General features: G+C 57.3%; 25 protein-coding genes and 1 pseudogene. 10 read left to right on the top strand and 16 right to left on the bottom strand.

All coding sequences use genetic code 11. From position 1 onward, the window contains the following. Positions 1 to 458: 458 nt before the first annotated feature. Positions 459 to 1,556, bottom strand: a complete 1,098-nt coding sequence (locus BG60_RS37000; protein ID WP_080443070.1) for a transposase — start codon at positions 1,554 to 1,556, stop codon at positions 459 to 461. Positions 1,557 to 1,893: 337 nt separating this feature from the next. On the opposite strand from BG60_RS37000, the gene BG60_RS20200 reads away from it, so the two are divergent. Then, positions 1,894 to 2,142 (top strand): helix-turn-helix domain-containing protein, encoded by a 249-nt coding sequence (locus tag BG60_RS20200; protein WP_034472522.1) that lies wholly within the window; start codon positions 1,894 to 1,896, stop codon positions 2,140 to 2,142. 426 nt (positions 2,143 to 2,568) lie between these two features. On the opposite strand, the gene BG60_RS20195 is transcribed toward BG60_RS20200, so the two are convergent. The 6 genes from BG60_RS20195 to BG60_RS40165 all read right to left on the bottom strand — a co-directional run bounded on the left by BG60_RS20195 (position 2,569) and on the right by BG60_RS40165 (position 9,704). Continuing rightward, the gene (locus tag BG60_RS20195; RefSeq protein WP_034472520.1) at positions 2,569 to 3,111 is read right to left on the bottom strand and encodes a hypothetical protein; all 543 of its coding nucleotides are present in this window, start codon (positions 3,109 to 3,111) and stop codon (positions 2,569 to 2,571) included. Between the two features lie 210 nt (positions 3,112 to 3,321). Then, the gene (locus tag BG60_RS20190) at positions 3,322 to 4,011 is read right to left on the bottom strand and encodes a hypothetical protein (protein WP_140401895.1); all 690 of its coding nucleotides are present in this window, start codon (positions 4,009 to 4,011) and stop codon (positions 3,322 to 3,324) included. Between the two features lie 161 nt (positions 4,012 to 4,172). Beyond that, positions 4,173 to 5,804, bottom strand: a complete 1,632-nt coding sequence (locus tag BG60_RS20185) for an ATP-binding protein (protein ID WP_034472517.1) — start codon at positions 5,802 to 5,804, stop codon at positions 4,173 to 4,175. Next, positions 5,785 to 7,980, bottom strand: coding sequence for a Mu transposase C-terminal domain-containing protein (locus BG60_RS20180; protein WP_034472516.1), 2,196 nt, complete (start codon positions 7,978 to 7,980; stop codon positions 5,785 to 5,787). Before BG60_RS20180 ends, BG60_RS20185 begins: the two co-directional genes overlap by 20 nt. 34 nt (positions 7,981 to 8,014) lie before the next feature. Further along, positions 8,015 to 8,866, bottom strand: coding sequence for a heteromeric transposase endonuclease subunit TnsA (locus tag BG60_RS20175; protein ID WP_034472513.1), 852 nt, complete (start codon positions 8,864 to 8,866; stop codon positions 8,015 to 8,017). A 334-nt stretch (positions 8,867 to 9,200) separates the two neighbouring features. Further along, complete coding sequence (locus BG60_RS40165) at positions 9,201 to 9,704, bottom strand: HAD domain-containing protein (protein WP_075583523.1); 504 nt, start codon at positions 9,702 to 9,704, stop codon at positions 9,201 to 9,203. 143 nt (positions 9,705 to 9,847) lie between these two features. Between BG60_RS40165 and BG60_RS39615 the strand changes: the two genes are divergently transcribed. Both BG60_RS39615 and BG60_RS39610 read left to right on the top strand, forming a co-directional pair. After that, the gene (locus tag BG60_RS39615; RefSeq protein WP_034472510.1) at positions 9,848 to 10,387 is read left to right on the top strand and encodes a DUF6471 domain-containing protein; all 540 of its coding nucleotides are present in this window, start codon (positions 9,848 to 9,850) and stop codon (positions 10,385 to 10,387) included. A 156-nt stretch (positions 10,388 to 10,543) separates the two neighbouring features. Then, positions 10,544 to 11,122 (top strand): BPSL0761 family protein, encoded by a 579-nt coding sequence (locus BG60_RS39610; protein WP_235590068.1) that lies wholly within the window; start codon positions 10,544 to 10,546, stop codon positions 11,120 to 11,122. A 244-nt stretch (positions 11,123 to 11,366) separates the two neighbouring features. Here BG60_RS39610 and BG60_RS20160 read toward each other — a convergent pair whose 3' ends face one another. Then, the gene (locus BG60_RS20160; RefSeq protein WP_034472504.1) at positions 11,367 to 11,615 is read right to left on the bottom strand and encodes a hypothetical protein; all 249 of its coding nucleotides are present in this window, start codon (positions 11,613 to 11,615) and stop codon (positions 11,367 to 11,369) included. A gap of 123 nt (positions 11,616 to 11,738) precedes the next feature. Between BG60_RS20160 and BG60_RS20155 the strand changes: the two genes are divergently transcribed. From BG60_RS20155 to BG60_RS36350, 3 genes are all read left to right on the top strand, one after another. Continuing rightward, positions 11,739 to 12,530 carry a hypothetical protein gene (locus BG60_RS20155; protein ID WP_140401897.1) on the top strand — a complete coding sequence of 264 codons (792 nt, stop codon included), beginning with the start codon at positions 11,739 to 11,741 and terminating at the stop codon, positions 12,528 to 12,530. 98 nt (positions 12,531 to 12,628) lie between these two features. Beyond that, the gene (locus BG60_RS20150) at positions 12,629 to 12,868 is read left to right on the top strand and encodes a DUF6471 domain-containing protein (protein WP_034472615.1); all 240 of its coding nucleotides are present in this window, start codon (positions 12,629 to 12,631) and stop codon (positions 12,866 to 12,868) included. Between the two features lie 299 nt (positions 12,869 to 13,167). Beyond that, a complete protein-coding gene (locus BG60_RS36350) occupies positions 13,168 to 13,785 on the top strand; it encodes an HAD domain-containing protein (RefSeq protein ID WP_051627144.1) in 618 nt (205 codons plus the stop codon). 593 nt (positions 13,786 to 14,378) lie between these two features. Here BG60_RS36350 and BG60_RS20140 read toward each other — a convergent pair. Further along, positions 14,379 to 14,684: a hypothetical protein gene (locus tag BG60_RS20140; protein ID WP_051627145.1), complete on the bottom strand. Its 306-nt coding sequence runs from the start codon at positions 14,682 to 14,684 to the stop codon at positions 14,379 to 14,381. Positions 14,685 to 14,835: 151 nt separating this feature from the next. Here BG60_RS20140 and BG60_RS36990 point away from each other — a divergent pair, with 151 nt between their 5' ends. Then, positions 14,836 to 15,435 (top strand): ribonuclease HI, encoded by a 600-nt coding sequence (locus BG60_RS36990; RefSeq protein WP_075583522.1) that lies wholly within the window; start codon positions 14,836 to 14,838, stop codon positions 15,433 to 15,435. Here the strand turns inward: BG60_RS36990 and BG60_RS40160 are convergent. Next, entirely contained in the window at positions 15,344 to 16,237 is an 894-nt protein-coding gene (locus BG60_RS40160) for a TnsD family Tn7-like transposition protein (protein ID WP_075583521.1), read from the bottom strand. The genes BG60_RS36990 and BG60_RS40160 overlap by 92 nt on opposite strands. Before the next feature lie 128 nt (positions 16,238 to 16,365). Here BG60_RS40160 and BG60_RS20130 point away from each other — a divergent pair, with 128 nt between their 5' ends. After that, positions 16,366 to 16,707: a helix-turn-helix domain-containing protein gene (locus tag BG60_RS20130; RefSeq protein WP_034472607.1), complete on the top strand. Its 342-nt coding sequence runs from the start codon at positions 16,366 to 16,368 to the stop codon at positions 16,705 to 16,707. Positions 16,708 to 17,197: 490 nt separating this feature from the next. Here the strand turns inward: BG60_RS20130 and BG60_RS20125 are convergent, their stop codons facing one another. Further along, on the bottom strand, positions 17,198 to 17,632 hold the full coding sequence (locus tag BG60_RS20125) for a hypothetical protein (protein WP_152563222.1): 435 nt from the start codon (positions 17,630 to 17,632) through the stop codon (positions 17,198 to 17,200). A 142-nt stretch (positions 17,633 to 17,774) separates the two neighbouring features. After that, positions 17,775 to 18,659 (bottom strand): hypothetical protein, encoded by an 885-nt coding sequence (locus BG60_RS20120; RefSeq protein ID WP_034472496.1) that lies wholly within the window; start codon positions 18,657 to 18,659, stop codon positions 17,775 to 17,777. Positions 18,660 to 18,840: 181 nt separating this feature from the next. Between BG60_RS20120 and BG60_RS20115 the strand changes: the two genes are divergently transcribed. Next, positions 18,841 to 19,074, top strand: coding sequence for a hypothetical protein (locus BG60_RS20115; RefSeq protein ID WP_034472494.1), 234 nt, complete (start codon positions 18,841 to 18,843; stop codon positions 19,072 to 19,074). Between the two features lie 199 nt (positions 19,075 to 19,273). Here the strand turns inward: BG60_RS20115 and BG60_RS20110 are convergent. The 4 genes and pseudogenes from BG60_RS20110 to BG60_RS20100 form a co-directional block, all read right to left on the bottom strand. Next, positions 19,274 to 19,687 (bottom strand): annotated as a pseudogene (locus BG60_RS20110) (site-specific integrase); the annotation flags it as partial. Positions 19,688 to 20,993: 1,306 nt separating this feature from the next. Next, complete coding sequence (locus BG60_RS20105; RefSeq protein WP_034472492.1) at positions 20,994 to 21,722, bottom strand: DUF7673 family protein; 729 nt, start codon at positions 21,720 to 21,722, stop codon at positions 20,994 to 20,996. An 85-nt stretch (positions 21,723 to 21,807) separates the two neighbouring features. Beyond that, positions 21,808 to 22,236 (bottom strand): response regulator, encoded by a 429-nt coding sequence (locus BG60_RS36980; RefSeq protein ID WP_035508179.1) that lies wholly within the window; start codon positions 22,234 to 22,236, stop codon positions 21,808 to 21,810. Between the two features lie 502 nt (positions 22,237 to 22,738). After that, positions 22,739 to 23,989 carry an MFS transporter gene (locus tag BG60_RS20100; protein ID WP_034472490.1) on the bottom strand — a complete coding sequence of 417 codons (1,251 nt, stop codon included), beginning with the start codon at positions 23,987 to 23,989 and terminating at the stop codon, positions 22,739 to 22,741. A gap of 175 nt (positions 23,990 to 24,164) precedes the next feature. Here BG60_RS20100 and BG60_RS38290 point away from each other — a divergent pair, with 175 nt between their 5' ends. Next, entirely contained in the window at positions 24,165 to 24,530 is a 366-nt protein-coding gene (locus BG60_RS38290; protein WP_051627146.1) for an ElaB/YgaM/YqjD family protein, read from the top strand. Positions 24,531 to 24,534 lie beyond the last annotated feature (4 nt).

The raw sequence follows: 24,534 nt of genomic DNA, 5'->3' as shown, positions 1-24,534 counted from the left end.
TCTCCGCTGCTCGGCGCAGGCGTGCTTGAGGACGTGCCGACCGCTTCCACGCGAACCCGACCGACCGTGCACGCGCGTGGCAAACGTCCGATCAACTTCTGCGCACGACTACCGATTCGCCTCTGCGACATCATTCGCACGCCAGCCGACCGCAGTCATGCATGCCCGGATTTGCCGCACAGGGCAACGGCAAGTTGCCGTCCATCCTCTGCTTGTCAGGGAGCAGCGAAATAACACCCAATGTTCTCGAAACGCGTCTTTTTTCGCGTGGCGCCACAAAAATCCACTTTCTGCTCATGCGTTTGCCGTGATGCGCTTCGCGGCATGCTGAAGGAGACTTTCTGTGGGAGATCGCGTCGATGGTGATCTGGTAGCCTCCTCTGTCTGCCGAGCGTGCTTGCGCGCGCCGACCATGAAGGGCGCTTCAGTCCCGAAGTCGACAAGCATTCGCAGTCAAACTAAGTGCGCTTGCGTGGACGCAGCCTTATTCTCGGGTTGTGCGCAAATAGAACGGCGCCCTGGCGCGGCACCAAGGAAGCTTGCTCTTCTCCTTGCCGAAGCCGGAGTAGCGATGCCTCGAATTCTTCCCATCGACCGGATTGTCGAAGACGTTGGTAAAAGGAACTCACTTTCGTTGCGTTTCCCAACATTCCGTTCACACTGCGCCACCCCATCCCGGTCGCGAGTTTGATAAGAATTGCATCTATTAGCGTTCGGTCATCGTTCGAGGCTTCTAAATGATAGGGTCGGACGATATGTTTCAGTTGTGACCATTCGGTGTCGGCGAGACCCCATCCATTCGGTCCTTCAATGAGGTTCGTGTTCTTCAGTATGGGATTCAGATTTTCCAGAGCACCTTGACTCGACTGAAGTGTGAACTCGACTGGTTGTTCTCCACCCCAGGAGAAAGCCTGCTCTTGTGGTTTCAAGCGATGCAAAGACATCGAAGACGCGACAAAAACTCGCCCGTGAAGCGAACCTGTGAGCACGCCATCAGCCAGCAGCTTCGGCAATTCAAGGCCAATAGCTCTACGCAAAGCGTTCGCGCGGATGGAAGCAAACGCTTCGCGTGCCGACGGAAAGAAATACATCCACTGGAGAAGCGCTGGTTTAGGCGGTGTTGCCCATATGCGGCGGGACAATCCGCGATGTATCAGTACACAGCCAAGGCCTTTTGCCTGCATTACCGGCGCAACAATTTGGTCGAGGCTTGTCGGGCGATAAAGATGATTGAAGAAGATAGAGTTTGGCGTGAAAAGTGCCTTAACTACAACCAGGGCAGGAATCAGCACGCGCAAGCCTAGATAGTGCGCGACGTAGATTTTGTGAGAGTCACCCGGGCCGCAGTAATGCATGCCTGACAAGGCTAGATATTCCGCCGAGTCCGAGACTTCCCAATCGTCGAAATTTGTCGTAAATCTGAGCTTGGTTTTACCAGACTCTCGCATTTTGACCCGCCATAACGAAGATGCCTCTATCCAATCTACGCTACCGTCGTTGTCAATTACTTTCCCTTCTAATCGCCCGTTCTTGCGTTCAATCGAATGCAGCCACATGCTGTCGCTCCTCAGTTCAAGGAACGTATAGCGACCGCCTTACCTAAAATGATTGCATCCACATGGCCATATGATTTATCAAAAATGAGGCGGATGACGGCGTATTCGAGCGATCGAACGACTCCGCTAATGTCCACGCAACCGGAAGCTATAAAGGCAAGCGAATCTATTGCGGGGAGGCCCGTCGCAGCCAAACACCTACCGAACCGACGTAGCCTCGGTTTGAACGTTTGGCCCCCCGCGAACGGACGGGCCGACGTTTGTGCTAATTTGGGAGCACGTTGTATCAAGAACGCGCGGAAGTCAGACTGCCTTTGTCGACGGGCAAGGAGGAGAGATGACGTCAAATTTGGACGAGGCAGGGGACGGTACAATCTCCGTCGCACAAGTCGCAGGCCTGCTTTTCGTGTCGCGGCCTCATGTGATAAAGCTGATTCAGCAGGGATTACTTCCGCTGCATCACCGCGACGGGGTTGAGATGTTTGTGCGAACCGAAGATGTCCTAGCCTACCGAAAGCAGCAGCTCACCAAAGCGAAGGAGTGGCTTGGTTCTCAGAAAGAGGAGAACGAGCCGCCCGGTCTTTGATGCGCGACGGGGCCTTCGCAACGTTTACCAGCGCAAGACCGGAATGAGCTTCGCCTCGATCGCGCTGCGTCCTAGGTTCGGGATTAGCCTATCCGCGCCCCCTCAGATATGGGTGCAAAAATCTAGCCGTTCAACGAGAGTCCCGCAGGGCGCGTGCGACGACCAGCCGCTTCAGGCATCGCTTTCCAGCCGGCGCGCGCCACGCTCCCGCGCTCGCGGTACCGCTCAGACTGGTTTGGCCAGATGCCGCGCTTCAGAAGCTAGCGGTGAGACGGACGGCGCGACCGTTTAGTTTTCCAGCCTTAAGTCTCACTGCTGGCCGATCCGGTTGGTCCGGTCCGTTGTAAAGAGGGTGTTCAGGCCCAGATCGATCGGTATTGCCTCGGGTCGCAGCCGGCAAGCGCCTCGGGACGCACAAGGGAGGAATCAATCAACGTCGAGCGAGCCAAACCGGACATTGTCCGGGAGCATCAACTCCGACTGGCTGAACGATTTGCAGTCGATATCTCCAAATGCCCCGAACAGGGCTGCGAGCAGTCGTTGCCGGTCACCGTCCGCGACATTGAACCGCGCGATCGTCCATCCGACTGCATGCACGAAGAGGACCGAAAAGCATTGCCGAGAGAGCAGATTGACTGCGAGCGAGTCAAAATCCATCGCGATTGACGAGTTTCCCAACAAAATTAGGACATTACGGTTCGGCTCCTCCGGCGGGCCAAAGCACTTTATTGCAAAATAACTCGCGATATTGGCGATGTCTGATGACTCCGCGAGAACGGCGACACAGGGCGAACTGTCGTCCTGCCGACCCACGCCAACCGGAAGGTCCCGGGCCGCAAGTGGGAAAGTTCGATGTATTCCTGACTCGCCGGTCGCTCGAATGAGCTCAATGGCATTGGTCGTTGTAATGCCGCTTACCAAGTCGGCCGAATTAACGGCTTTATTGCTGGTTCGCTGATGTGATTGCATTGCTGCCGTCCTTTCTTCGAAACGTACTCGCGTGCAGTGAGCGGCGAATGCTGTCGCTAACGTAACAACCTATGGCGGGGGGCGTAGGCGATCCGTCGGCGGTGTGCCGCTAGAAACGACCGCCGAGCTCGAGGCGCGACGGTCGTGAAAATGGATGTGATAGTTCAGCGGGGGCCTTCGTGCCGACCGAGCGTCGTATACCGGCGACGCTTAATCGTTCCACGAACAGGCGTCCGGACACCGCTGGACGAAAAGGTCCGGTCTCGACCGAACGCGCGCCGACGCGAAGTACTGAGACAGCCGTCCATCGTTTCCAATTTCAAAATATGCAGCCGGTACGATAGCTATATCATCGGCCGCCCCGCTGACGGACGACCCAAAGACTATGATGCTTCGGGCCGCTCTTTCGTCGTCGTGTTGATAGTTCTCTCCGGCCGACGCATCCAAGGCTTCCCACGTATTGAGGAAACGCTCGCTCCAGCTGTAGCGGACTAGATAGGTTATGGCCCGATGCAAAAAGAAAACGAAGAGCGAGCCATCGGAGCCAAAAAGAGGTTGAAATCCATACTTCGGCTCAAACGCGATGGGGCCGTTCCCGAGAAGAAACAAGGATGTTGCCTGGCGGTGCTCGAAGTCGATTTCGTTATGCGGGACGAGAATGTTCGCGGCTTGTGCGTTCCAGTCAATCTCTTCATTGGCAGGAATGGCAAAAGACAAAACATGCGTCTCGGAAATCGCTTGCTGCAACTCTTTCGGGAGAAACACCTTGGCAACGGCAGCGCACGCGGTCAAACCAGCGTGCTCCGCACAATCTGCGAGTTCGTCGAACAACGCAACGTTGTCGACGATAACGATGCCGTCGTTCTGACGAACCGCATTTCGGTTGATGGCTTGGTTCACTTTCTGAGTCCTTGCAGTGTGGTTTGGCCCGGCGTGTAAGGGATCCGTTTTAGCCTTTTTCCACTCATTCTTGATACCGAAGCCAAACCCGTCCGCGTGGGCGCCAGCGCGCCTCGCCTGGTGCCGCAAAGATGTTCAACCGGGACAGGTGATATGCAGCCTCAGAGGCCCAAAACTTCGTCTAGCTGGCACGCTGCCCCCATTGTTATTAGATGACTGAAAGCAGTCGTACCATCCGCCTTGGCTCGTGAAATCGCGTGACGGTAGTCGTCGGGGGCGAGTGTTACGACAGACTCGGCCGGTTTCTTCTTGCTGCTCTTAGCGGGGGAGCGCGGCTTCGTCAACGCTAACGCCGCTTCTGCTCCGGCCGCGACCCCTGTGACCTTTCCGGCTGTATCGACCTTCTTCGCGGCCCACGCCGCTCGCTCGTCGTCGATGCCTGCTTGCTGAAGCACCTTTGCAACGGCCGGAATGAATTCCTCATCTCCAGGTCGAACGCTCGCGCCACGTTGGCGAGAACCCTCGAAGCTGGCGAGGCTGTCTTCGAGGAGTGAGCTCAAATAAAGCGGTGGTATGTCTTCATATGCGCGCAACGCTTGCGTGTCGCCCGTACGCATCGCATCCAGCATGCGCTTGACCGGCTCGAGTTCGGCGCCGAAGACCGATGTAATCGTCGCGGCCGAGAACGTCTCGCTTCGATCAAGCATGGCGCGCCACTGCGCACACGCAAAAAGCTTGATAGCAATGTCAGGCACTGCCTGCGAGCACGCCAGCATTGTGTTCGACATGCCTTGAGTTAGTATCACAGGCGTCTTAATCCACTGGTACTCGAACAACTCGAGTAGGAAGTCCTCCCATTCGCCAGGGTTCGTCAGGTCGCCGCTCGACTGAAATGTTGACCACGTCGGGAAGCCGTGCCCCGCGCTACGCCGGCCTTGTCTGAAGTCAAGCCCGAGCAACTCGGACGCTTTGTGCGTGCCGACAAAAACAATCGGGACGCCGAGTTCATTGGAAGCGGTGACCAGGGCAGACATGAGCGTCTGCTTCGATGTGCCCGCGTTGCGCAAATTTTGAATCTCGTCGACAACGAGCACCCCGACGAAATGGTCATGCATGGCGCGAGCGGCGTGATTCAGCAGCAATTCGCCGCTATTGCGATTGTTGTTGACGTGCATCCCAAAATAGTCTGCGTCCGGAACCAGCTGGTCAATTTTCCGGAGGATGGAGGCGGCGAGTCCCTTCGTCGACAGTCCGTCATGGGGCGCCTCAATATGTAAGTACGGTATCTGATAACAGTGCCACTCGCGGTGATAAATGACAGGTGGATACCACGAGAAAATTCGGCGGATTGTCGTGGTCTTTCCTGTACCCGACATCCCGATAACTCTTGACGACAACTGCTCTTCGGTAGGAGGAAGGTACGGGGCGGTGAAGGCTCGGCCGGCTTGCATCGCCTCGTACAAGTTTTGAAACACGCGGACATGCTCCACAGATGACGGACGCCTTCCCACGTATCCTGACCGAATGAGTGTGTCAAAGGCACGTGCCAGCTGAACATGTCGCTCCATTGGCCGCAGGAACGACGAAAGTCCGGCGACCATTTGTAGTCTCTCGTGCGTCTCCCAATCCCGCTGCTCCGCGTCGAAGTCCGGGGCGACCATGATTCTGTCAATAAGGGTGTCATCATCGACCGAGGGAGGCAGTGCCTCTATGAGAGGGTTTCCACTGTAACGCGGAATACGTTGCGGCGTGTACTGTGCCTCCACAACGACCTTACTCTGAGCCGCGTGCATTCAGTTTCTCCTGTGCCTTTCGGCGTAACATGTCTCGCAGGGGCGATGAGGTCACTTTCGCGGGAACGCCCGCAGCGCTGGACTCAAGGCGTGGTGATGGCTCGCTCTTACTACCGTCATCAGACGCTGGGCGAGCAGATGGCGCCGTTTGCATTGGAATAACGTTTGTGGGAAGGGGTTCAGTAATCGTTGGCATGGCCGCATCTTCGCGTCGGCGAGACGCGAGCTCTGATGCACGAGCGAATGCGGTATCCGCTCGTCTTCCTGAGCGCGACTTACCCTTGCTTGCAATCTTTCGCTCTGCCACCGCAGCCTCGCTCAACCCTCGAATGTGCTGCCGCAGCTCGGCCTTCGCCTGATCGGCACTAGCCTTATTCTCAAAATTGTTCAGTTCGGCTCGACGGAAAATGTATTCCACTTCGGCGAATGAATAGCCAGCGAAGTCCTTGCTCGCAGGCGCGAGCCTGCACTCAAACGTCTGGCGACGGTCCGCAGGGTTATAAACGATGATGGAGGAAGCTGAGCGAGGGTCATACGACATTTCGACAACAAAGTTGCCCCGTCTTCCCGCTTGTACGTACCATCCAAGCTCGTTTGCTGACGGGCAATCAAATACAAGCCGCTTGAATTTAATTCCGTCTTGCGTAACTGTCGCCTTATCTTTCGGCAGCAGTTGTAAGCGGAGAAAATCATAGTCATACCTGGCAAGCGCGCCGCTGCGACGTGCGACGTCGTCGTTCCACAAATCAAGGGGCACCGCCGGCGTGCCAGACAGCACTTGTCGCGGCTCCAATCGATAGCCTTTCATAACTTTTCGATTGTGCGCAATGACGTGCTTGATAACGATCGACGTGAATTCGTCCAAAGTCAGGGATGCGTCTTGATAGTAACGCTTCTGTCGGCGCTTGATGGCGTTTATAGGCGGCTCGTATCCGGGCGTCACATCTGCAATCGACGCGTGAAGCAGCCTAAACCCGCATTCGACAGTGCCTTTTCGATGCGGCAAAAGGGACTGGGTGTTGACAACAATCGACTGCATTCCGTCGCAAATCCGATAACTATTGTTGCTGTTCATCTCGCCACGGTCGCCGACCCATTTTTCTGGGAAGGTAGCGTCGGCGGGCCAATCCTCTGGGTCGTACGGGATGCCGTACTTAGCACACAACGCTTGCTTGTCCGCTGCGACGCTCAGGATCGCGAGCATCGCGCCTGTCCACGAGGCGTTTTCCAGGCCGACATAGAAACCAACTACGAGTCGGCTCCAGCGGTCGTAGATGAGATAAAGCGTAGGCTTTCCGATAATTGTCGAGCGGTCTTCCAGCGCAACAAGGAAGACGTCTCCGATCGTTGCATCGATTTCGTAGATGTGGCCAACGCCTACAGCTTCTTCGAGCGCGCTTCCGAGATGAGCGCCATGCTCGCGGTCGAATTCTTTCGACCCACGCTTTTTCCGGAGGATTTCCGTGAGCGTGAACTTCGTTCGGGCAATGTGTCGGAACTGAAAAATTGACGGGCATTCTCCGTCCGGATGCAGATATCTCGTGCCGTTACCGTCGAGGTAAGAGTAGAACTCTTCTCGCATGCGAAAGTGCGCGCCGGCGAGGGTCGAAATTTCGCCGTCGAGATAGTATTTACGGATTGCTGTCCCAACGTTCTTGGCGTCTTCGGGCGTCATCTGAAAGGTGCGATACTTTCCATCCTTGGGCCGACGACCGCGGCCTGCGGTCAATTTCTCGTTCGAGCGCCCGATCTTGTCGAAGTCAGGAATGAGCGCAAGCCGCGTTTGCCCATTACGCCAATACAGGCGCAGGTATCGATAGAGCGTCGTTTCGGATATGCGCAGCTCTCTCGCGCGCGCCTCGACCAACGGTCCTCGAGCGGACGCTACGAAAATCTGAGGATGGTTGATGAGCGGTTCGATAGCGTCATAGGCTTTGTATGCACGCCGCCTCGCCGTCTCTGAATAAAACGCGAGGTCAGGTTGGTGACCGGCCTCCGACCCGCGAAGCGCCTTGACCGATACGTGACCCGTCAAGACGCCAAAGTCTCGATATTCAGGCCAGCGACCGGGACCCCTCACGGGCATGACCCAGCCGCGGTGCCCCTCAAGGTCAATGGAGAGAACGCGGTACCGAGTCTGGTCGGCAGCATCGAAGAGGTCGTTCTTGAGCAGCATGGCTTGATTTCGAGTCGTTAAAGAAAAACGGTGTTCAGGCGATTGAGACTCTGCGTGGAGGCTGCTCGTCATCAGCGCACAGCGTAAAGCTGCTAACTGGCGCCTGTTCCAGGTGCGGGACATTCAAATCACAGCGCAGCGTTTGCTCCCAGAGGAGCACGCGTGCGACGCGCAGACCTAGGCCGGGCGCGACGCCGTGACGACGGTCAAAACCATTGCAGTATTCGGCTAGTGAGTCGAGCCGCGTCGAACGAGAGAATTCGTTTTTCATCTGCCCGCACAGCTCGTGCAGTTGCTCAAACGATGGAGAGGTTTGCCCGGGCTTCCATGTCGCTCCGCGAAACCACTCGATATTTCGGACCTTTTGCATTGGAAGCGACGAATGAAAGACCAAGTGATGCTTCACGTCGCAGCCAGCAAAATACGCATGCGTTATCTGTAGCTTTTCGACGGCGCGTTCATTTTCCGCGTCTTCGGAGCGCTTGCAGTCGAACGCTTTCAGGCAGGGCCCGTCCGCTTGGTCAATCGCTACCAGGAAGTCAACTGTCATCACCGCAGGGACCGATGTGCCTGGGTATGTGGGGTGCTTGACCCCCAAGGCTGCGGCCACCTCCAAGGTAGTCTCCCGAGGCAATGGAAAACCTTCGTAGACGGCGGTTACGTCCCTGCAAAATTCGAGACAAACGAAGGTGTTCCATTCGACATCGGACACCATCTCGATCGTGCGGCCAAATCGTTGGCTGTATGCCCGATGAGTACGTCCGAGAGAGGAGAAATCAGCGGTGCCGACCCACGGCTTGTACTGTGCTCCCTCGCCCTCGCCGTATCCTTCCCGGATCCGTCGTGCGACTAATTCCTCGGTCCACTTCTTGACACCACGTGGCATCGCGCTCACTCCACAAGGACACGCGGCGGCGCCGCGTTATTGGAGCGTATAGCGCTGCCGGCCGCCGGTCGGCGCAACTCGGGCCGTTTTAGACGAGCTGAGACCGAACGATTGGTTTTAGAACAGTGTCTTGTGTCTGCTCGACGCAGCAGCGGATGCCTATTCCATGACCAAAAATTGAAAGCCGTTTGCGCCGCTTTACGGCTGAGCACCGTCGAATCCGGTGACATCTGTGGAAACCGCAGCCGTAGCCGCGACTCCGCCGCTCGGATACGACCGTTTTAGGTGGGCGGTTCCGCGAGCGCTTTAGATGTGAGAGTATTACCGGGCGCCGTCAGGTTTCTGGCGGGAGGTCCGTGTGATCGGGTAACAGAAGACGTTGAATTTGGTCGAGCGTCTGCCTGAGCGCCGCCGAATTGTTGCAGGCAACAAGCACTGAGCGGCACAGGTATTCGATGGGTATGGCGCTTCGCGAAGCATCGACGATCGTCAATGTGTGGGGATTTCGACGGCCGACGTCCGCGCGAAGAACATCTGCTCGCTTACGCAGGTCGTTCTTCCGATGCAGCCGATTTCCCGAAGTCGTCGCACCTACCGTCCGTGAGGCCAGGCCATGGGGTAGCAAGCTCAGAATCCTGCGGTAACCAATGTCGACGACGTAGGAACCGTTCAAAACCACTTGCAAGTTAGATGCAGCCTCGGCGATGGCTGAAAGTTCGTCTAAGAGTTCGGAATTCGTAGGCGGCCTACGAGACGCTGACGAGTCGCGTGCGACCTGAGGGCGGGTCCGTCGTGGGAAGACGACACCCTCGACGCCCAAATATAGGACGGAGCTCATGAAAGACTTGGCTCGGTTTTTGAGAAGCGACGTGCGCTGAGGTTTGTAACGGGTGGGGTGGGTACACCAGCGACGTCGAGGGCTCCCTGAATTGGACTTTGACTTTTAGAGAGCGCGTGCAGATATACACACCAAGGTAGTACATGTCGACGCAAATGCAAGCGAAAGACGCTGATGGGCCTGAGACGGCATGGGCGAGGCTGGCGTCTCGCGCAATCCGTGTCGCCCTCACACGTCAAGATGTGAGCTATGCACAGCTTGCCGCAGAGCTTAATCGGATGGGCGTCACGGAGTCAGCTCGATCGGTTGAGGGAAAAGTACAACGAGGCACTTTTCGTTTCACCTTCTTCCTTCAAGCGCTCGTGGCGGCGCGGGTCGATTGCACGGAGGCTTGGTCGCAGAGGCTGGAGGCGGCTGGTACATGGGAGGTCCGCGCTTGTAGCCTACTGAGCTACTTGATGTCGCAACAGCCATGGCTTGATTGGCGGCTCCTTGCGCGGCGACTCTCGGAGATCGGCATCGAAATTCAGCCTGAGAACCTGCGAATACAAGGTGAGGAAGGGATTTTTTCCGCGGCGTTGTTTTTTCAATGCGCCACTGTTTGCCGGTTCGAGGACGTTCGATCGTTCCTCGACTTCTCGTCTTTGAACGTCGCTGCCTTAGCGGGCAGGGCGGGCTCCTGAAGTCCAGTCGACTTCCATTCCTTGCAAGTTTCGCGACGTTGTATATAATCCGAGAGACGTGTAGAAATACACGCTCCGTCGCAGGCTATAAGTCTAATTACACAAGCTCGCGCGTCTCCTTCAGCAGGTTGCCCACGATTCAGCGCAAATTCGCAGATGAAAGGCAAGCCTGCTCCTTCCGGTTTGAGTCTCATGTCAACGTCGGATATTTGCTCGGCTTCAGTCGAGCTGGAAATCGGACTGGTTGAATGGCGCGTGTTGGCAATCGTGCCAAGCGGCGGTTTCCACTTCGTCGGCTTCAACGAAGTGACGCGCGTTGGTCGAGTAAGTTCGCCAATCGTATCGTTTGACTGTAGGGATAGAAGAGGGCTCACCACCTCCGGCCGTTTCTATCGGCTTAATGGCGACAGTGGTTTGCCCAGGCCCGCTGAATCCGTATGGTCCATCTACTGTTTTAGAAACCGCATTGGAGATTACTTCGATGCGACGCACCTTTTCGCGCCGGAGGACCGCATGACTTCGCCAAGTGACCGGACTCGTGCGGTGCTCGACACGCGTTGGTTTCTGCAGACGCTGGCCGAGGGCGAGCAGACATCCATCGCAGGGTTGGTGCGCAGTGTTGCAATCGGCCTCCTTCGGCATTATCCGACGGACACTGAAATGGCTGTTTCAGCAACCGTCGCTCCGACGATCTGGTCGGCGCCGCGCAAGGACCGCGCCGATGAACGACGGTGAGCAGGCAACACTGATAGCGTAGCTCGGCGCGCCTGTCTGACCGTACCGAATGCTTATGAGCAGCGCCCGCGAAAGTAACTGTTCTGATCCCAATCGTTTCACCCACGTTTCGTTATATCTGGGCGACTGCGAAGGTCCGTCGTGCAGCTTGGTATGCGATGGCGTGTCAGATGCTTCGGGAGGCTCGATCTGGGCGCGTGCGCTCGATGCGCTGGCGAAACCTTCGCCGCCCGGTCCTTATCCGTCAGCAACGCAGACGACGTTGTTTGTCTACGAAAGTGTCGGTGCCACGCTTGTGCGCGATGTCAATCCAGCCGTCACTCGCGTTGACGTAAGGTGCGATGCCGACGTGGCGGACGTAACTGTTCGACCGTCTGGCGCTACTGAATTCGATTTTCGCGTTCGGTACGTGGTTGGCGACGATGCAGTGATTATGGCGCGGCGAGCGCTGCAATTCTTGTTGTGATTTCGGCCCGGGCACGCTGATCGACATCTCGCAGCTTGAGGCGGACGGTTGACTGGGCGGCACAAGGTCGACCGAGGCTGGCTTCATCTACACCCTGCGGCTAGGTACGTCGGAGGGGAAGTGTGCGACATCCTCCGAGGCATATGGCCGATGAACCTCAGCGAAGAAGTCATCACGCGCTTCGAGTTTCGTGCCCGCTTGGGCTTAAGCGAGGAAATGCTCAACTCGCTTCTTTCCAAGGGCAGCGTCTTTTCCCTTGGATGCGGAAATGAAAAGTCTTTTCCAGTAATCCTGTCGGAACCACAGCTCGACCGACGCCGGCTTTTCTCTCTGTGCAGGATTATCCGCCCGGCCCCACCCGGTGCGCGGCTTTCGTTTCTAACCTCAGGCCATGAGGCGCTTCGGGGAAAGTCGCCTGTCGAGGCGTTACATAACAAGACACAATTTCGCTTGGTACGAGAGATTGCCAGCACTTGGGCGTCGGAATGGGTCCGAACGATAGTGACGGTCTACCTCGGTGCCCATTCGACGGCGCCAGTTCAAGTGCCAGCGTATGTGGCTATTGACGAGGTCGATCCTCGGCGCTGTGTCTGGGTCCGAGCAGCTAACGCTATGGGGTCTGGGGGGTACATCGCACCTGAGGCGCCGTATCCGTATGCAACACGAACGACGGCTTTCATCACCCGCAAATCAGCCGGATGCTCGCAGGAACTCGTTGACGCAAGGCTCGACATTGCGGTTCTCGGTCGGGTCTGCTTCGCAAGCGTCTATCTTCGCGAGCGAACTCTAGGTCGCTATCGGGTGGTGCTGAACGCCGACCGCCTAAATGTCGTTGAGGTATTGGAGGAGATAGTCGGCGTGATGCAGCGCGAAGACTCGGAGAGACGTCGAAACCACGGATTCGCAACATCGAGCAGAGTCAACGGCGACGCTTCGACGTAAAAATCTCGTTTTAGACGTATTAATCCCATATATGGGATTTTAGAGGCGACGCAGCATAGGGCGGGGAATAATGAGCGTTTTCCTACGCCCCTATGCGGATGACCGACTGGTATCAGATGGCTGGCAACGTCCTGCGTGCAGAGCTTGCTCGGCAAGGCGTGAGCTATCGCCAGTTAGCGCGGATGCTTACAGACATCGGTGTGGACGAAACAGAGCGCGCCATCGCGAACAAACTGTCTCGCGGAAGCTTTAGCTTCGCGTTCTTCCTTCAATGCATGCGGGCCCTCGGGCGAGTCGACGTCAAGCTCGATTTGACACACGTTCCCGGGAAAGGGTGATCAGATTTTCGTGTAGGAGCGATGGCGCTTCATTACCGTTACGAAGACGCTTCTCGCGAGCCGCCGCACGGGATCCCTGTAAGGTAGAACCATCATCACGCGGGCTAGACGGGGCGCCGTTAGGCCCATCAGGGGCAGCATAAGCACCCTTCGCCCGTTTCGACTTACCTCTAAGACTTACATTGAACCTGCGCACAACGAACGCCTGCAAAGGCTCACCTTGTTGCGTATAATCTCATATATGGGATTAAAATCTCCTTTATGTGGTGGTAATTGGGTGTATTGGGCGCGAAACCCCGGTGCTTGCCGCCACGGACGGCTTGCCGGCGTTCCGTGCTGACAAGCTGTGGGACTTGGGAATCGACGATATGCACGCAACATTGAACCATGTTGACTGGAGCAAGCCGGTTATCTACTTGGGATTCGGCGGCGTTCTCCATGTTGGCGCGGCGACGATGGACAGAGAGGGAAACATTCGCCTTCGCGGCGGACAGCAAACCTTCGAGTATGCGAGGTTGCTTGCCGACTTGTTGCGCCCGTATCCGTCCGTGCAGATCGTTCTAAGTTGCGGCTGGATTGATACCCTCGGCGAAACGCTAACGTCGAACCTTCTCCCAACGGACTTGCGAAAGCGGGTTGTCGGAAGTACCAAGCTATTCAGCGAGGGGCTGGACGGCTATGAGGAGGGTCAACGTAGGGTCATGCGCGTTCTTCGCCACGCGCAAACGACCGGCGTTCGTCGCTGGCTTGCGCTTGATGTGACAGTGTCGGCGGTCCCAGTTGCCCGCTGGAAAAACTTCCTCGTGACACGCGCCGACGTGGCTTTGGGTTCGATAACCACCCAGCGGCAACTGCAGTCGTGGCTTCGCGAGAACGCAACAGATACGCCGTGTGACGCGGTCCGTCGCGCGGCGTAACCCGCGATTTCCTCGTCGATATAAACCGGCTTCCCTACCTTCTTTGCTGGAGGAGGGGGCTCAATACGCCGCGGCCAGCGAAGTGCACCAAGCGGACGTTCATGGGTGCGACCCTGGGAGGAACAGTCGGAAGGGGAACAGCGAGGCGCACATGCCCTCGAATAATTCGATTGAGTCACGGCGATGTACGCCGACCGTGATGCCCGTCAAAGGGCGAAACTCCCCCGGCCCAACCTCATCACGGTTGGCTAAGGGGGCGTTTTGCCCAAAATTCAAGACTCTCTTGGTAACCTAGAGAGTCTCTGCCCGCCTGGACGGCATGCACGTTGAACATGCTGCTTTGGCTTTTTGCTTTCCCCAACCAAGGCACGCTTCGTTGTCGTCGCTTCGCTTTTGCGGAAAAGAAATGTTCTAGCTCGGCTTCAAGCATCGGCGAGAGATCCCTTTCACCGACGCAGAGCCTGCATGTCGAGAACCCACTGCTAAGTGTGGAGACGAGCATGAGACCGGCGCAGTGACAACGAGTTATCGGTGACGACGGTTCGGAACCCTGCATGACATGGGCAATTGAATTCTCGAGCTAGAGTCTGAGGTTAAGGATAATGCCTGTCAGAAATCGACCGGAGAAACAGTTCAGCGGCGCTAAGCGCGGAATAGTCTGGGGCCGTTCCGTCTCTCTCCAGCAATCGCTGTAACTCTCGGACATGTTCTTTCGGAACAAGAATCCACTCGGCCTCCATCGCTGCGGCCAGCGCAGACAATGTTGAGTTCGCTTCACTGTCAGTCCCCACTAGGGCGGAACTCAGAGCAGGCATCGACATGCTCATGCGTTCGGCCAACGTCTCAAGCGCGACGCCTCGCTGGAGCATCAAAGATTCGAATTGAGTCAGAAAGGACATGACAAGTCTCCAGCGCGAGTTGAGCGCGACGATGGCTTGGGACCTTCGACATGCCGGCGGCAAGCCAGCCGCGCATGATCGCCTTTCACCTGAATGCTACTGCACAACGGCACCTTGGGCGACGAATTGTGGAAGGGGCGAGACGAGATGAATGCGCAACGTTGTTTTCTTGGGCTGTTCGGATGATTGTGTGGAACTCTGTAAGGTAGCGCTGTCTAATGAGTACTTTACGCTCTGGGCGGACTATGTGAAGTTAACCGAACCTTGTGAGTCCGTTTCCACACGAAAATCCGAATACCCTGGTTTGAACGATTTGCCGCAAGGCTCGATCGTCGACGTCCACACCCACTCGCTTTACGTCGTGAAGACCATGCGCGGGCAATTCCGGAAGGGGATGAATCTCGAGCACTGGGATTTTCTCTCTGACGCGGTCAACCGTCACCGCATCGTCAATTTCCACTACGTTTGTGGCCACGCCGGTCACCGAATGAACGAGTTGGCCGACAGTCTCGCGAAAAAAGGTTCGACGCTTTCTCAGCGCAATTCGAAGTCTCTCGTGAATCGGTCTGCGTCACGCTCAGTCATTGGCGGAGCCAATCAATTTCGAAGGTTGCGGCTCGAAAGGAGCAGACGTCAAGGAGGACCTTGGCCGCGATCTGTTAACGGCGGAAAGTTTGTGCCGCCTCGAGGAAGCATCGCAGAAAAACGTGGGATAGAGTCGGCTGTCGGTGCGGGCGTCCACCCAATGTGAGTCGCATAAGCCAAGTTGTTGTAGCCGGCTGTGCCAGCGATAAACCATACGCATCTAAAAGTTGCTTGCCGAAGAATTGCTCACATTCAGTTATCAGCCGCCGGCGGGTCTCGCGGTCGCGAAGGTCTTCGTACCCTCGAGCGCGCAGCGCAGCAACGTATCCTTCGGCACAGTCCCGCCAACTTCCCGGCTCAAGTTGCAGGGCTTCAGAAGCGAGCACGCACAGAAGCCGTAGAACGCTTTTGGATGCGCAAAACCAAGGACGTAACGTATGAGTTTCGCTCGGCAGAAAAACTGTTTCTTTCCGTAATCCATCAGGAAGATATGCTGAGGTTTCTAGTAGCCGCGAATTATGCTTCGGACATGTCAGCACGCCAGGAACGGCGTGTGTTCTGTGCCAATAAGCCTCGCCAAACTCGCGCTCATCCTGAGCCGCGCAAGCTGAACAATATCGCCTGAACGATACGCGTCGACTTCGATTTGTGAATTGCGCCCCGTACGCAGAACGTGACTGAAGTCCATCGCCATGGATTGCTGCCCGTCGTAGAACTGCGATCTCCGACGTATCGTAGGTCAAACATACGAACGCAAAGAGCGTGTGCTTTTCCAGCAGATCGGCAGCCGATGTAGCCGTGTAGTCCGATAAACGCAACAGGTTGCCTGGCACAATGAAGGACGGGTATCTTGGGGGCACAAGTCTTGAAATCTGAACCATCGTTTCCACGGAAAGACCGAGACGACGCGAAGACCGAATCAATAGACTTCCCAAAAGCTCGTCGGGATAGGGTCTCGGAAAAAGCATTGTGTGCAGACTCCCGGCTGTAGGCGACTGGGTGCTAATGCCAAAACTCGCGCGACCCGGGCTTGCACCCAATCGACCAATTGCTCGTTTAATCGAGCATATCGGCTTTATTGGCCGATTTGACGAACATGAAAGTTGACCAGACAGCTAGCCTTCCGCCCTTCTTGCTCAAGCAAAGCCGACAACTCGGCGAGCTTTTAAGCCGCCTGCGCGTCGCGCGAGGTGTCAAGCAAACTGATGCAGCCGCTCGGGCTGGATTGTCGCGCAACACCGTCTATCGGCTGGAGCACGGAGACCCGGGTCTCGCGGTAGGGCAGATTTTCCGCTACCTCGAAGCCATCGCGCCGGGAACCACGCTCGAGAGTCTTTACGAGCAAAAGGACCCTGCATTACTTGCGCAAGCTGCTCGTGAACGAAGAACCCGAGTGAGCGGCTTGAGCGCGGCCGAGCTCGACGAGCTGAACTTCTGAGAACAACATGGCCAACTGAGAAAACAAGTTCACGGTGTTTGCACGGCCAAACCTTCAGGCTGAGCCGATGATGGGCGTGAACGACTAGAACACATACCCTACCTGATGGAGGCCTCGGAGCGAATTAAGCATAGCCTGCCGGTTCTCGCTGATCTGGAAGCAATTTTCGTTGTTGTTTGCGGAGCCTAAGCAGGATCAATGTCACGCATTTCGTAGCCCGCATCTGTAGGCCTACTTTGACGCATGCTAACGTAGGGTTTGATGAAGAGCGACAGTACCTTCGATAGCTTGAATTGTAGATGTCAGATGAGCGAAGACAAGGCCATCTGAACAGTTGCCGTTGCAAAGTTTCGGGGTACTCGCGCGAGAAGGTAGAAATTAACGGCTATTCGGGTTTCGTGTGGGAGTCTGTGAAGTGATGCGATCGACAAATGGGTATAAAAGCGCGCTGCGCGGTTGCGCAGAAGCGGGGCCAACCGATGACGTTTCATCACAGCGGGAGCTTGGCCCGTGAGAATTGTTGCACCTGATCGAAAATCACAACGCCGTCACGGATGCTCAACGGCACAGACAGCGTCTGCCATGCGCGCCAGGGACTGATAAAGTGCAACCGGTGCTTGAGCGAAGGCTCACTGGAGAAACGGTTGACGATGTCGCGAAACTCGTTCTGATCATTGGAGAAAAGCGGACCCAGTACACCCACCGCCTGGTCGCGAACTATTTGGCAACGCGCCCCCGACCTGGTCGTAGCAATGTGACTCTTGAGTCTTGAATCTAAGCCACTGTGCTGATAGAACGCTCGCCATTGCTCCCGGCCGTGCAGGGCCGCGATTCGACGCCATGCGTGCAACAACACGGGTATGCGCGCGTGCTTTCCGCCGTTCATCGGCGAGGACGACACATCAAAAGTCCGCTGTAGCGCCATCCCGCCTTGAGGTTATCCGGTTATCCACAGAATTTGTGGGCAAGCCTGTGGAAAACAGAAGCGCCGATCGGCCATTGGTCTGCACTAACCCCCGTCGGAGAGCCGGTAGACCCACGTGCCGCTTCCGGCATCTCCGTGAGTATCATCGTTCCTGACGCGGCGCACACCGTTTGAGGATTTTTTGCCATCCATTACGGGCGCGCACAGCCTCACCGAGAATGTCGAGATACTCGTCGTGATCCACACGATCATCCGCCGGCAACGAGGCTTTGGCGTGAAGCGCGAGCGCCGCTTGCCGTTGTCGGGTGCCTTCAGCCAGCGAGATGATACGGCTGTACGCCTCGCACGCGTAAGCAAAAGTCTCGCGCTTCGAATAGTCGATGTTCAACAAAAATTCCTTGCGACGTTTCTCGTTTAGCCCGACGGTCGCTCGTTTGCAGTTGTGGAAGATGTGCGCCGCCTCGTGGACGACGAAATCCGCAAACGGGTCAGTTTCCTCAAAGTACATCGTAGAGACAAAACAAGTTGTCTCTTCGCTCAGCCCAACGATGCCGTTCGCCTCTTGCGATAGGCCAGGGGCACCGACACTCGCTAGATAGATGTTGGCGACGTCCCATGATGTCGACAACCACGTTTGCCGCGCGAGGACTGCGGCGACGTTGTCCGGGGTGAGAAACACGACGCTGCGAGCCAGTGTGTCCAAGATGATGCAGTGTTCATCGGCGGGAAACAGTCCATTGACCATCGGCGAAAGCTTGTCGCGGGCCCAGGCGTTCAGATTGCCTGGCACGCTCGCCTGGCTGCCCAAGCCATGCGCTCGCCGAAGCGTCTCTTCCACAAGCGCTGTTCGCAAGCAGTGCGTAGCCCGTTGCGCGACGTCGATAAAATTGTCGCCCGGCCAGCCCGCGAAGTTGCTGTCGTAGTCGCCACTATCGAGGTAGCGCTTCACTTCGTATCGGAGCCACGCCGGCGTGCCGACTTTCGGGCTCTCATGGTCACGGTCTGCGACGCTCGATGACACTTCCATATTGTGAGAGTCGGTTGATGCGGAAGGACAAAGCTCGAAGATACTGCGGAACGCGACACACTTCAATGGCTGCGCGATACGACTCCTAAGGCGTCTCAAGGTTTCGCCCCGCGTTGCCAAAAAACCTGCCGCGCATGCGCATCGGATATGACCTGAGCGACGAACAGACGTCCGCGTTCGCGTGCTTGAGCGCGCCGGTGAAAAACGCAGCGAGACGCTACATTACGAGCCGTCAAGACTCACTGTCATCGAACACAACCGCTTCAAATATGCAGGGAAGAAGGATGGCGAGTCGACCATCGTCACGGCGAGCGCTCAGCCCTCGCCGCTGCCCAAGAGCAATGCGAGCGCGAAGCTGCTCTCAAACATCTTCATCAACACCTACCTCGATCATCTGCCCTTGAATCGGCAGTAGTTGCGCATGCGCGTCGTGGTATTCATTTGCCGCGAGTCACGCCGTGCGACTGGAAGTTGGCCGCAGCAGAGTTGATTGCTGTGCTTATGCCACCGCTGCACGCGCGCCAATTGCAAGCGCCTCGCATGCGTGGCCACCTGGACGTGGAGCGCGGTGTTCTCGAGTTTTGCATCGCCGAGCAGCACCTGGATCACGTGGATAGCCCCGCGCCGTACGCGACCGACAGTGCGGTCTGGTGCTTCAGGTTGCCGGCCGCCTCGATGAGTCGCCGCACTTGATCGGGACTGAGCACGACGGGCAATATGCGGGGCACGCGCACCGGTTGCATCCTGACCATCAGCTCGGGGCGGTCGAGCGTGACTGTGAAGAAGAACTTCAGGCCGGCAATCGCGTGGTTCAGCGACACGGCCGAAGTGCCGTGGTCGACCATATAGAGCTGTTAGCGGCGCAGGTCCTCGACCGTGGCCGTGTCAGGTGAGCGCCCGAGAAACCTGGCGAACTCACGCACGATGTGCAGATAGGTGTCCTGCGTCTTGGGGGCAAGTTGGCGCATGCGCATGTCGTCGATCATGCGCTGGCGCAGTGGGCCGGCGTTTGTCGGTAAGGAGGTCATGATTCGGCTCCTGTTGAGGAACGAGGCGGATTGCCTCATTCGCCAACATAAAGCCGGGTGACCGGCCTCTCCCTGACCACCAGCGTCGGACCGTAGCCCCCTACAGCGCGAGCGGTTTAGTCCTGCGACCCATCAGAGACGTTCGGCTTGGCGCCACCTCAATGGCCGTTTCGACGATGGAACGGCCATTCATGCTGTCGCGTCTGCCGCCACTTGATCGGCCATTGCTGTCGTTGATCCATCAACGCGCACGGCCTCAAGGTCGCAATCACCTGACTTCTTCTCTTCGAATTCAAATTGACCTTCACAGATCAATCTACCTGTTGCTGCCTCCGTCTAGTTTGCCAAGACCGCTTAAAGCAGCGGCATGACCAAATGAGACCATCGGCATGGCTTGGTGATCGGCACCGCCTGGATCACGTGGGCTTTCTTTAACTGCCCAAGATACCGGGGCGATTTCGGGAGCCGTAGTCGTATGGTGTAGACATCCGAAGTTGAAATAAACCAGCGAATAGCGAGAGTCAGTGTGCCGCCCAGCTGCTACTCGTACTCCAACAGAACTCGGCGGCTTCATAGGTTCAGGGGGTATATTTAGACAGTGCCGACGTTTGAACCCTTTCGCGCGGAGTTCCCGTGTACCCAGTGATCTATCGCGTTTCAAAGCAGGATCTCTACCTCGCCGGTCACATACATCCTTATGCGGCTAACCACACATTTCAAATACCAAGAAGGCTTTTATTTCCTGCGACCGGAACCTCATAGTCGTCGCCGTGCCCCGCAAGCGCCGCCTTGTATCTGCCGCTGCCAGCGACGAGTCTGAAACCGCCGTCGGTGAGCGTGCGCACGATGACAGGCTAGATGACTCCCTTTTCGCACACCGACGCGGTCAGCTATATCCTCGGGGAGAGCGGGATCTAGCTTAAGATCGATCTCGAATTCGGCATCAAGGTCGACGTCGATGCGTGCACTACCGTCGGAATCATCGTCAATGAGCTCGTCACAAACTCGGTAGAACACGCGTTTGCCGGTCGCCCCGGCAAGAGTGCGATTTCGTTGCAACTTGTGGACGAGGCCGATTACGTGGTGAGCCTCTCTGACAAAGGTTAGGGCTCGCCGACGCGGGAACTTCGCGAGAATATCGGGTTGCGGACCGTGCGAAAGATGCTCGAAGGACTCGGCGGCAGGCTTGAACTCGTGACGGCGTTCGGGCGAGGCATGACGGCGACCCTCCGGCTGGCGGCGACACCCGATTGCCGTCGACTTGACGCTGCACAAGTCGCGACTTCCAGCTAAAGCGGCGTTCCATTTACGCAATCCGCGTCAACCGTAGCCACGAGGGTCGGGTCTCGGTATCGCTCGCGTCGAGGGCCATTCCGCTCTCCCTGTCCCACGCGTCGCGATGCACTGAAAGCAGGTCTTCAGCCAGCCTGGCGCAGTGGTCTGCAGATAGGTGGAATCCGAGCGCCTTCTCGGTGTGCGACTCAATGTGAAGTGCAACAAAAAGCGTCACGTCTCGATAGCCCGGTGCGTCGCTATAGGCCACGTATTCCGCTTCGTAGGTCTGGCTGCCAATTCCTGCATCCGCTGTCGGCGGTGCAGTGTTACGCGCGCCGATGCCCCACTGATTGATCATCGTCTGCCATCGCACGGCGCCGCCCGGAAAATAGTTGTGAACCTCTACCGCTGGCCGATGGTCCAGCCGAAGCACCGCCAAGCAATGTTCGAACAGATCGTCGTCGAGCCCGCGCAGTTCGGTCAGATCAAAGGGGAAGTCTGCTCCGTTATAGAGCCCGGCCAGGAAACGCGCGATCACCCCCGCTTGACCCGCGTCGCCCTGTGCCACATCGAGCAACGTCGCGAGCGAGTCAACGCCCGCATCCTTGTCCTGCGCGCGGATTTCGGCGGCACGCTGCGCGGGTGTCGTACCCTCGTGCGCCGTCGCGAAGAAGTCGTTGGCCGTCTCATTGAAGGCGTCGAACAGGTGGTTGGGGACCGTGAAAGTAACGGTCCTGCCTGAATCTGACGGTTTGCTCATGGCGTCATAGTTGTTGACGTGCTGGTGAACAGACTCAGCTGTCACCCTCGATCGAAGGCGTCGCCGCTTGCGCTTCCATGCGGCTTTAGTAATGGGGTGTTCGATTCCTCGACCAGGCTCCGACCACAACCGCCATTGACGCCACGTATGCCTGCAAATCGAAAGCTTTGACGACGTACGCATTAACCCGATGTTCGTACGCCTCGGCGATATCCACTGCACGTGCAGAAGTGGCCAACGCAACGACCGGAACGAAGCGGATTGAAGGCGTCGAGCGTATAACACCGAGTAGTTCCACCCGGTCAATGGCTGGAAGCTTCATATCCAGCAAGATCAGCGAAGGATGAACGGCTGGGCGCCCGGCAAACCTTCCCTCACGTCGCAGATACTGCTGCGCTTCAAGGCCGTCGGCGACCGTTTCCACCTGAGCGCGCACCCCGCATTTTTCTAACGCATCGATCGTTAGTTCGCGATCGTGTGCATTGTCTTCAACAACAAGAATGGGTCGTTTCATCGAGAGGCGTGCAGCGCAGAATGGTCCGGGTGATACCCGTCGGCTAAGGTCCGCTAGCAATCGTCGCGCCTATGTCGGCTTTTCGTCCACTGTCGAGATTTTCGGCATCTTTTGAGTAGTTAAACCGCGTTTGACAAACAACAAGCGCGAATTGCGTTCGGAAGTGGCTGAGAATGATCTGTTCAGTACGAAGTTCGAGGCCCACTTGCGTGTCGGGCCTATCTAACTTGGCGTCTGCGCCGCCTTGCTGTCGGTGTATACGGCGGCAGCACATTCACCGCCGCTGCTGGAGTCTGCGCGGAAAGATCTTGCGGCCAAAATCACAGCATGCGGCGCGTTTTCCCGCAATATTTTGTTGTCGAGCGCGAGCGTGTCATATGTCTGTTCGCACGTTCGTGCCGAAGCCTCAGCACACGCTCGCTCATTATTGAAGCGAGTCGCGACGCGCATGCGGGATCTAAGGATGCGGGCATTGCGCCCACATCGCATCGCCGATGCCGATCTACCGACGCAGTCTTGCCCGCGCGGCGCGAAATGCCAAAAAGCCATTGCCGGCAATGCCGGTCAAACCCAGGACTACCAGCGCTTCAGTTGGACCGAATACTGTTGCAAGCGCGCCCGACAGCAGCGTTCCGATCGGCCAACATCCGATCCCCACAGTCACGAGCCCAAAGACGCGACTGCGCATGGCACTGGGCACGGATTCGATCACGATGGTCGTCTGATGTATGTTATATGCGGCGCTTCCGAGCCCGCCGATAAAGAAAATCAGAAGCAGCAATACCAGAGAACACCGATACGCGCTTGCGAATCCGGCAATTGCGATCGCCAAGAAAAGCAGGATCGACCCGCTCAGCAACCAGCGCAGAGATCGCCCGCGCATGCGAGCGCTTCCTATCAAGGCTCCGGCGACAAACGACCCCGCCGGTTCTGCCGAAGAAAGCACGCCAATCATCAAGGCTGACAAATTGAAGTTCTCTCTTCCCAGAGGCGTCAGCAGAACGTTGTAGCTGTAACCGCACAAGTTCGTGATGATCGTCGCAATCAGAAGCGCCATGATCGTTCTGCTGTCGCGCGCATATCGCCATGCTTCGCTGAGGTCACGGCGAATCCGGTACAAGGAGAGCCGCTCCGTCGATGCCTGCATGCACTCGAGCCGCGAAATGAGCGCGGCGGCGCAAAGAGACGCCGCCGCCGAGAGAAAATACGACGTAGCGACGCCGAGCGCCCCGTAAATCCAGCCTCCGAGCAGAGGCCCGATACAGCGCGTCGCGTAGTTGGTCATGCTGTCGACGGCAACCGCGCGAGAGGCCAGCGACGCGCCCGCCGTCTCGCCGATCATACGCCGTCGTGCCGGCATCTCGGTGGCATAGACGACACCGCTCACCAGCGCGGCGGCGCACAGGTGCCACGTAGACAATGCCCCGAGCAAAGACAAGAGCGCGACCGTCGTGGACGAGGCGCTCGCGAGCAACAGACCGAAGAACACAATTTTCTTCCGGTTCACTGCATCGGCGACCACACCCATGAGCGCTCCGCTCAAAAGAAGCGGCAGACTTCGGCAGGCCGAGACCATCGCGACTGCCACGGCGGAATTCGTCGCGTTGAAGGTGAACAGCGCGGCGGCCAGCATTTCCAGCCACATCATGGAGGTCGACACCGCACCGGCCGTCCAGAGGGGTATGAAGCCCTTCGCGCGCATCACGCCGGTCGAATGCAGCGATGGACCTACCGTCATCTGTTCGTCTTCCATGTCTCGTGCGTTGGCGATGGAGGCGCTGGATAGCCGCGCTGTTCAGCGGTGGCGGTACGCCGTTTGCGCTACCTGGCACGTTGTATGGACGGATCGCACCCAGTATCGATATGCACCCCCCCTTCGAAGCGTTCCGCGACCTCACCGTATTCCACTATGCCCATGGGAGGCAAGCATGGCTGACAACGATCGCGCGCACAACCCCGTCGACGCTCTGAAGACCGAACGGGCCGATGGTACCTACGAGTTTCCGACAAGCGCAAGCATGGCATCCGGCGATCAGAAGAAACCCCTCGCGAACAACGACGACCGCAGTTTTCGTGAAGCGTCCCACTCGTGGGATACGAGCAGCGACGGTGCGTCATCGAGCGACCTACGCGCGAGCGCGAAAAACAGGCTCGCCGACCTGCAGGGCGCGATGAGCCGAAAATACCGGGTCGCAGCCGACACGACGGACGATTTCGTGCACGAGAATCCCTGGAAGGCCATCACGATGGCCGCACTGGCCGGCGTGGTCATGGGCATGCTCGCCTCGCGTTGAGCGT

The sequence above is a fragment of the Caballeronia zhejiangensis genome (assembly GCF_000698575.1).
In the GTDB taxonomy this organism is placed as follows: domain Bacteria; phylum Pseudomonadota; class Gammaproteobacteria; order Burkholderiales; family Burkholderiaceae; genus Caballeronia; species Caballeronia zhejiangensis.
This window is presented reverse-complemented; position numbering and strand designations above follow the sequence as displayed.

What these genes read in the sequence shown, in the direction of transcription:
- BG60_RS37000 (WP_080443070.1), bottom strand. Translation starts at nt 1,556, where the DNA reads ATGTGGCTGCATTCGATTGAACGCAAGAACGGGCGATTAGAAGGGAAA.
- BG60_RS20200 (WP_034472522.1), top strand. Translation starts at nt 1,894, where the DNA reads ATGACGTCAAATTTGGACGAGGCAGGGGACGGTACAATCTCCGTCGCA.
- BG60_RS20195 (WP_034472520.1), bottom strand. Translation starts at nt 3,111, where the DNA reads ATGCAATCACATCAGCGAACCAGCAATAAAGCCGTTAATTCGGCCGAC.
- BG60_RS20185 (WP_034472517.1), bottom strand. Translation starts at nt 5,804, where the DNA reads ATGCACGCGGCTCAGAGTAAGGTCGTTGTGGAGGCACAGTACACGCCG.
- BG60_RS20180 (WP_034472516.1), bottom strand. Translation starts at nt 7,980, where the DNA reads ATGCTGCTCAAGAACGACCTCTTCGATGCTGCCGACCAGACTCGGTAC.
- BG60_RS20175 (WP_034472513.1), bottom strand. Translation starts at nt 8,866, where the DNA reads ATGCCACGTGGTGTCAAGAAGTGGACCGAGGAATTAGTCGCACGACGG.
- BG60_RS40165 (WP_075583523.1), bottom strand. Translation starts at nt 9,704, where the DNA reads ATGAGCTCCGTCCTATATTTGGGCGTCGAGGGTGTCGTCTTCCCACGA.
- BG60_RS39615 (WP_034472510.1), top strand. Translation starts at nt 9,848, where the DNA reads ATGTCGACGCAAATGCAAGCGAAAGACGCTGATGGGCCTGAGACGGCA.
- BG60_RS39610 (WP_235590068.1), top strand. Translation starts at nt 10,544, where the DNA reads ATGAAAGGCAAGCCTGCTCCTTCCGGTTTGAGTCTCATGTCAACGTCG.
- BG60_RS20160 (WP_034472504.1), bottom strand. Translation starts at nt 11,615, where the DNA reads ATGTCGATCAGCGTGCCCGGGCCGAAATCACAACAAGAATTGCAGCGC.
- BG60_RS20155 (WP_140401897.1), top strand. Translation starts at nt 11,739, where the DNA reads ATGAACCTCAGCGAAGAAGTCATCACGCGCTTCGAGTTTCGTGCCCGC.
- BG60_RS20150 (WP_034472615.1), top strand. Translation starts at nt 12,629, where the DNA reads ATGACCGACTGGTATCAGATGGCTGGCAACGTCCTGCGTGCAGAGCTT.
- BG60_RS20140 (WP_051627145.1), bottom strand. Translation starts at nt 14,684, where the DNA reads ATGTCCTTTCTGACTCAATTCGAATCTTTGATGCTCCAGCGAGGCGTC.
- BG60_RS36990 (WP_075583522.1), top strand. Translation starts at nt 14,836, where the DNA reads ATGCGCAACGTTGTTTTCTTGGGCTGTTCGGATGATTGTGTGGAACTC.
- BG60_RS40160 (WP_075583521.1), bottom strand. Translation starts at nt 16,237, where the DNA reads ATGCTTTTTCCGAGACCCTATCCCGACGAGCTTTTGGGAAGTCTATTG.
- BG60_RS20130 (WP_034472607.1), top strand. Translation starts at nt 16,366, where the DNA reads ATGAAAGTTGACCAGACAGCTAGCCTTCCGCCCTTCTTGCTCAAGCAA.
- BG60_RS20125 (WP_152563222.1), bottom strand. Translation starts at nt 17,632, where the DNA reads ATGGCGCTACAGCGGACTTTTGATGTGTCGTCCTCGCCGATGAACGGC.
- BG60_RS20120 (WP_034472496.1), bottom strand. Translation starts at nt 18,659, where the DNA reads ATGGAAGTGTCATCGAGCGTCGCAGACCGTGACCATGAGAGCCCGAAA.
- BG60_RS20105 (WP_034472492.1), bottom strand. Translation starts at nt 21,722, where the DNA reads ATGAGCAAACCGTCAGATTCAGGCAGGACCGTTACTTTCACGGTCCCC.
- BG60_RS36980 (WP_035508179.1), bottom strand. Translation starts at nt 22,236, where the DNA reads ATGAAACGACCCATTCTTGTTGTTGAAGACAATGCACACGATCGCGAA.
- BG60_RS20100 (WP_034472490.1), bottom strand. Translation starts at nt 23,989, where the DNA reads ATGGAAGACGAACAGATGACGGTAGGTCCATCGCTGCATTCGACCGGC.
- BG60_RS38290 (WP_051627146.1), top strand. Translation starts at nt 24,165, where the DNA reads ATGGCTGACAACGATCGCGCGCACAACCCCGTCGACGCTCTGAAGACC.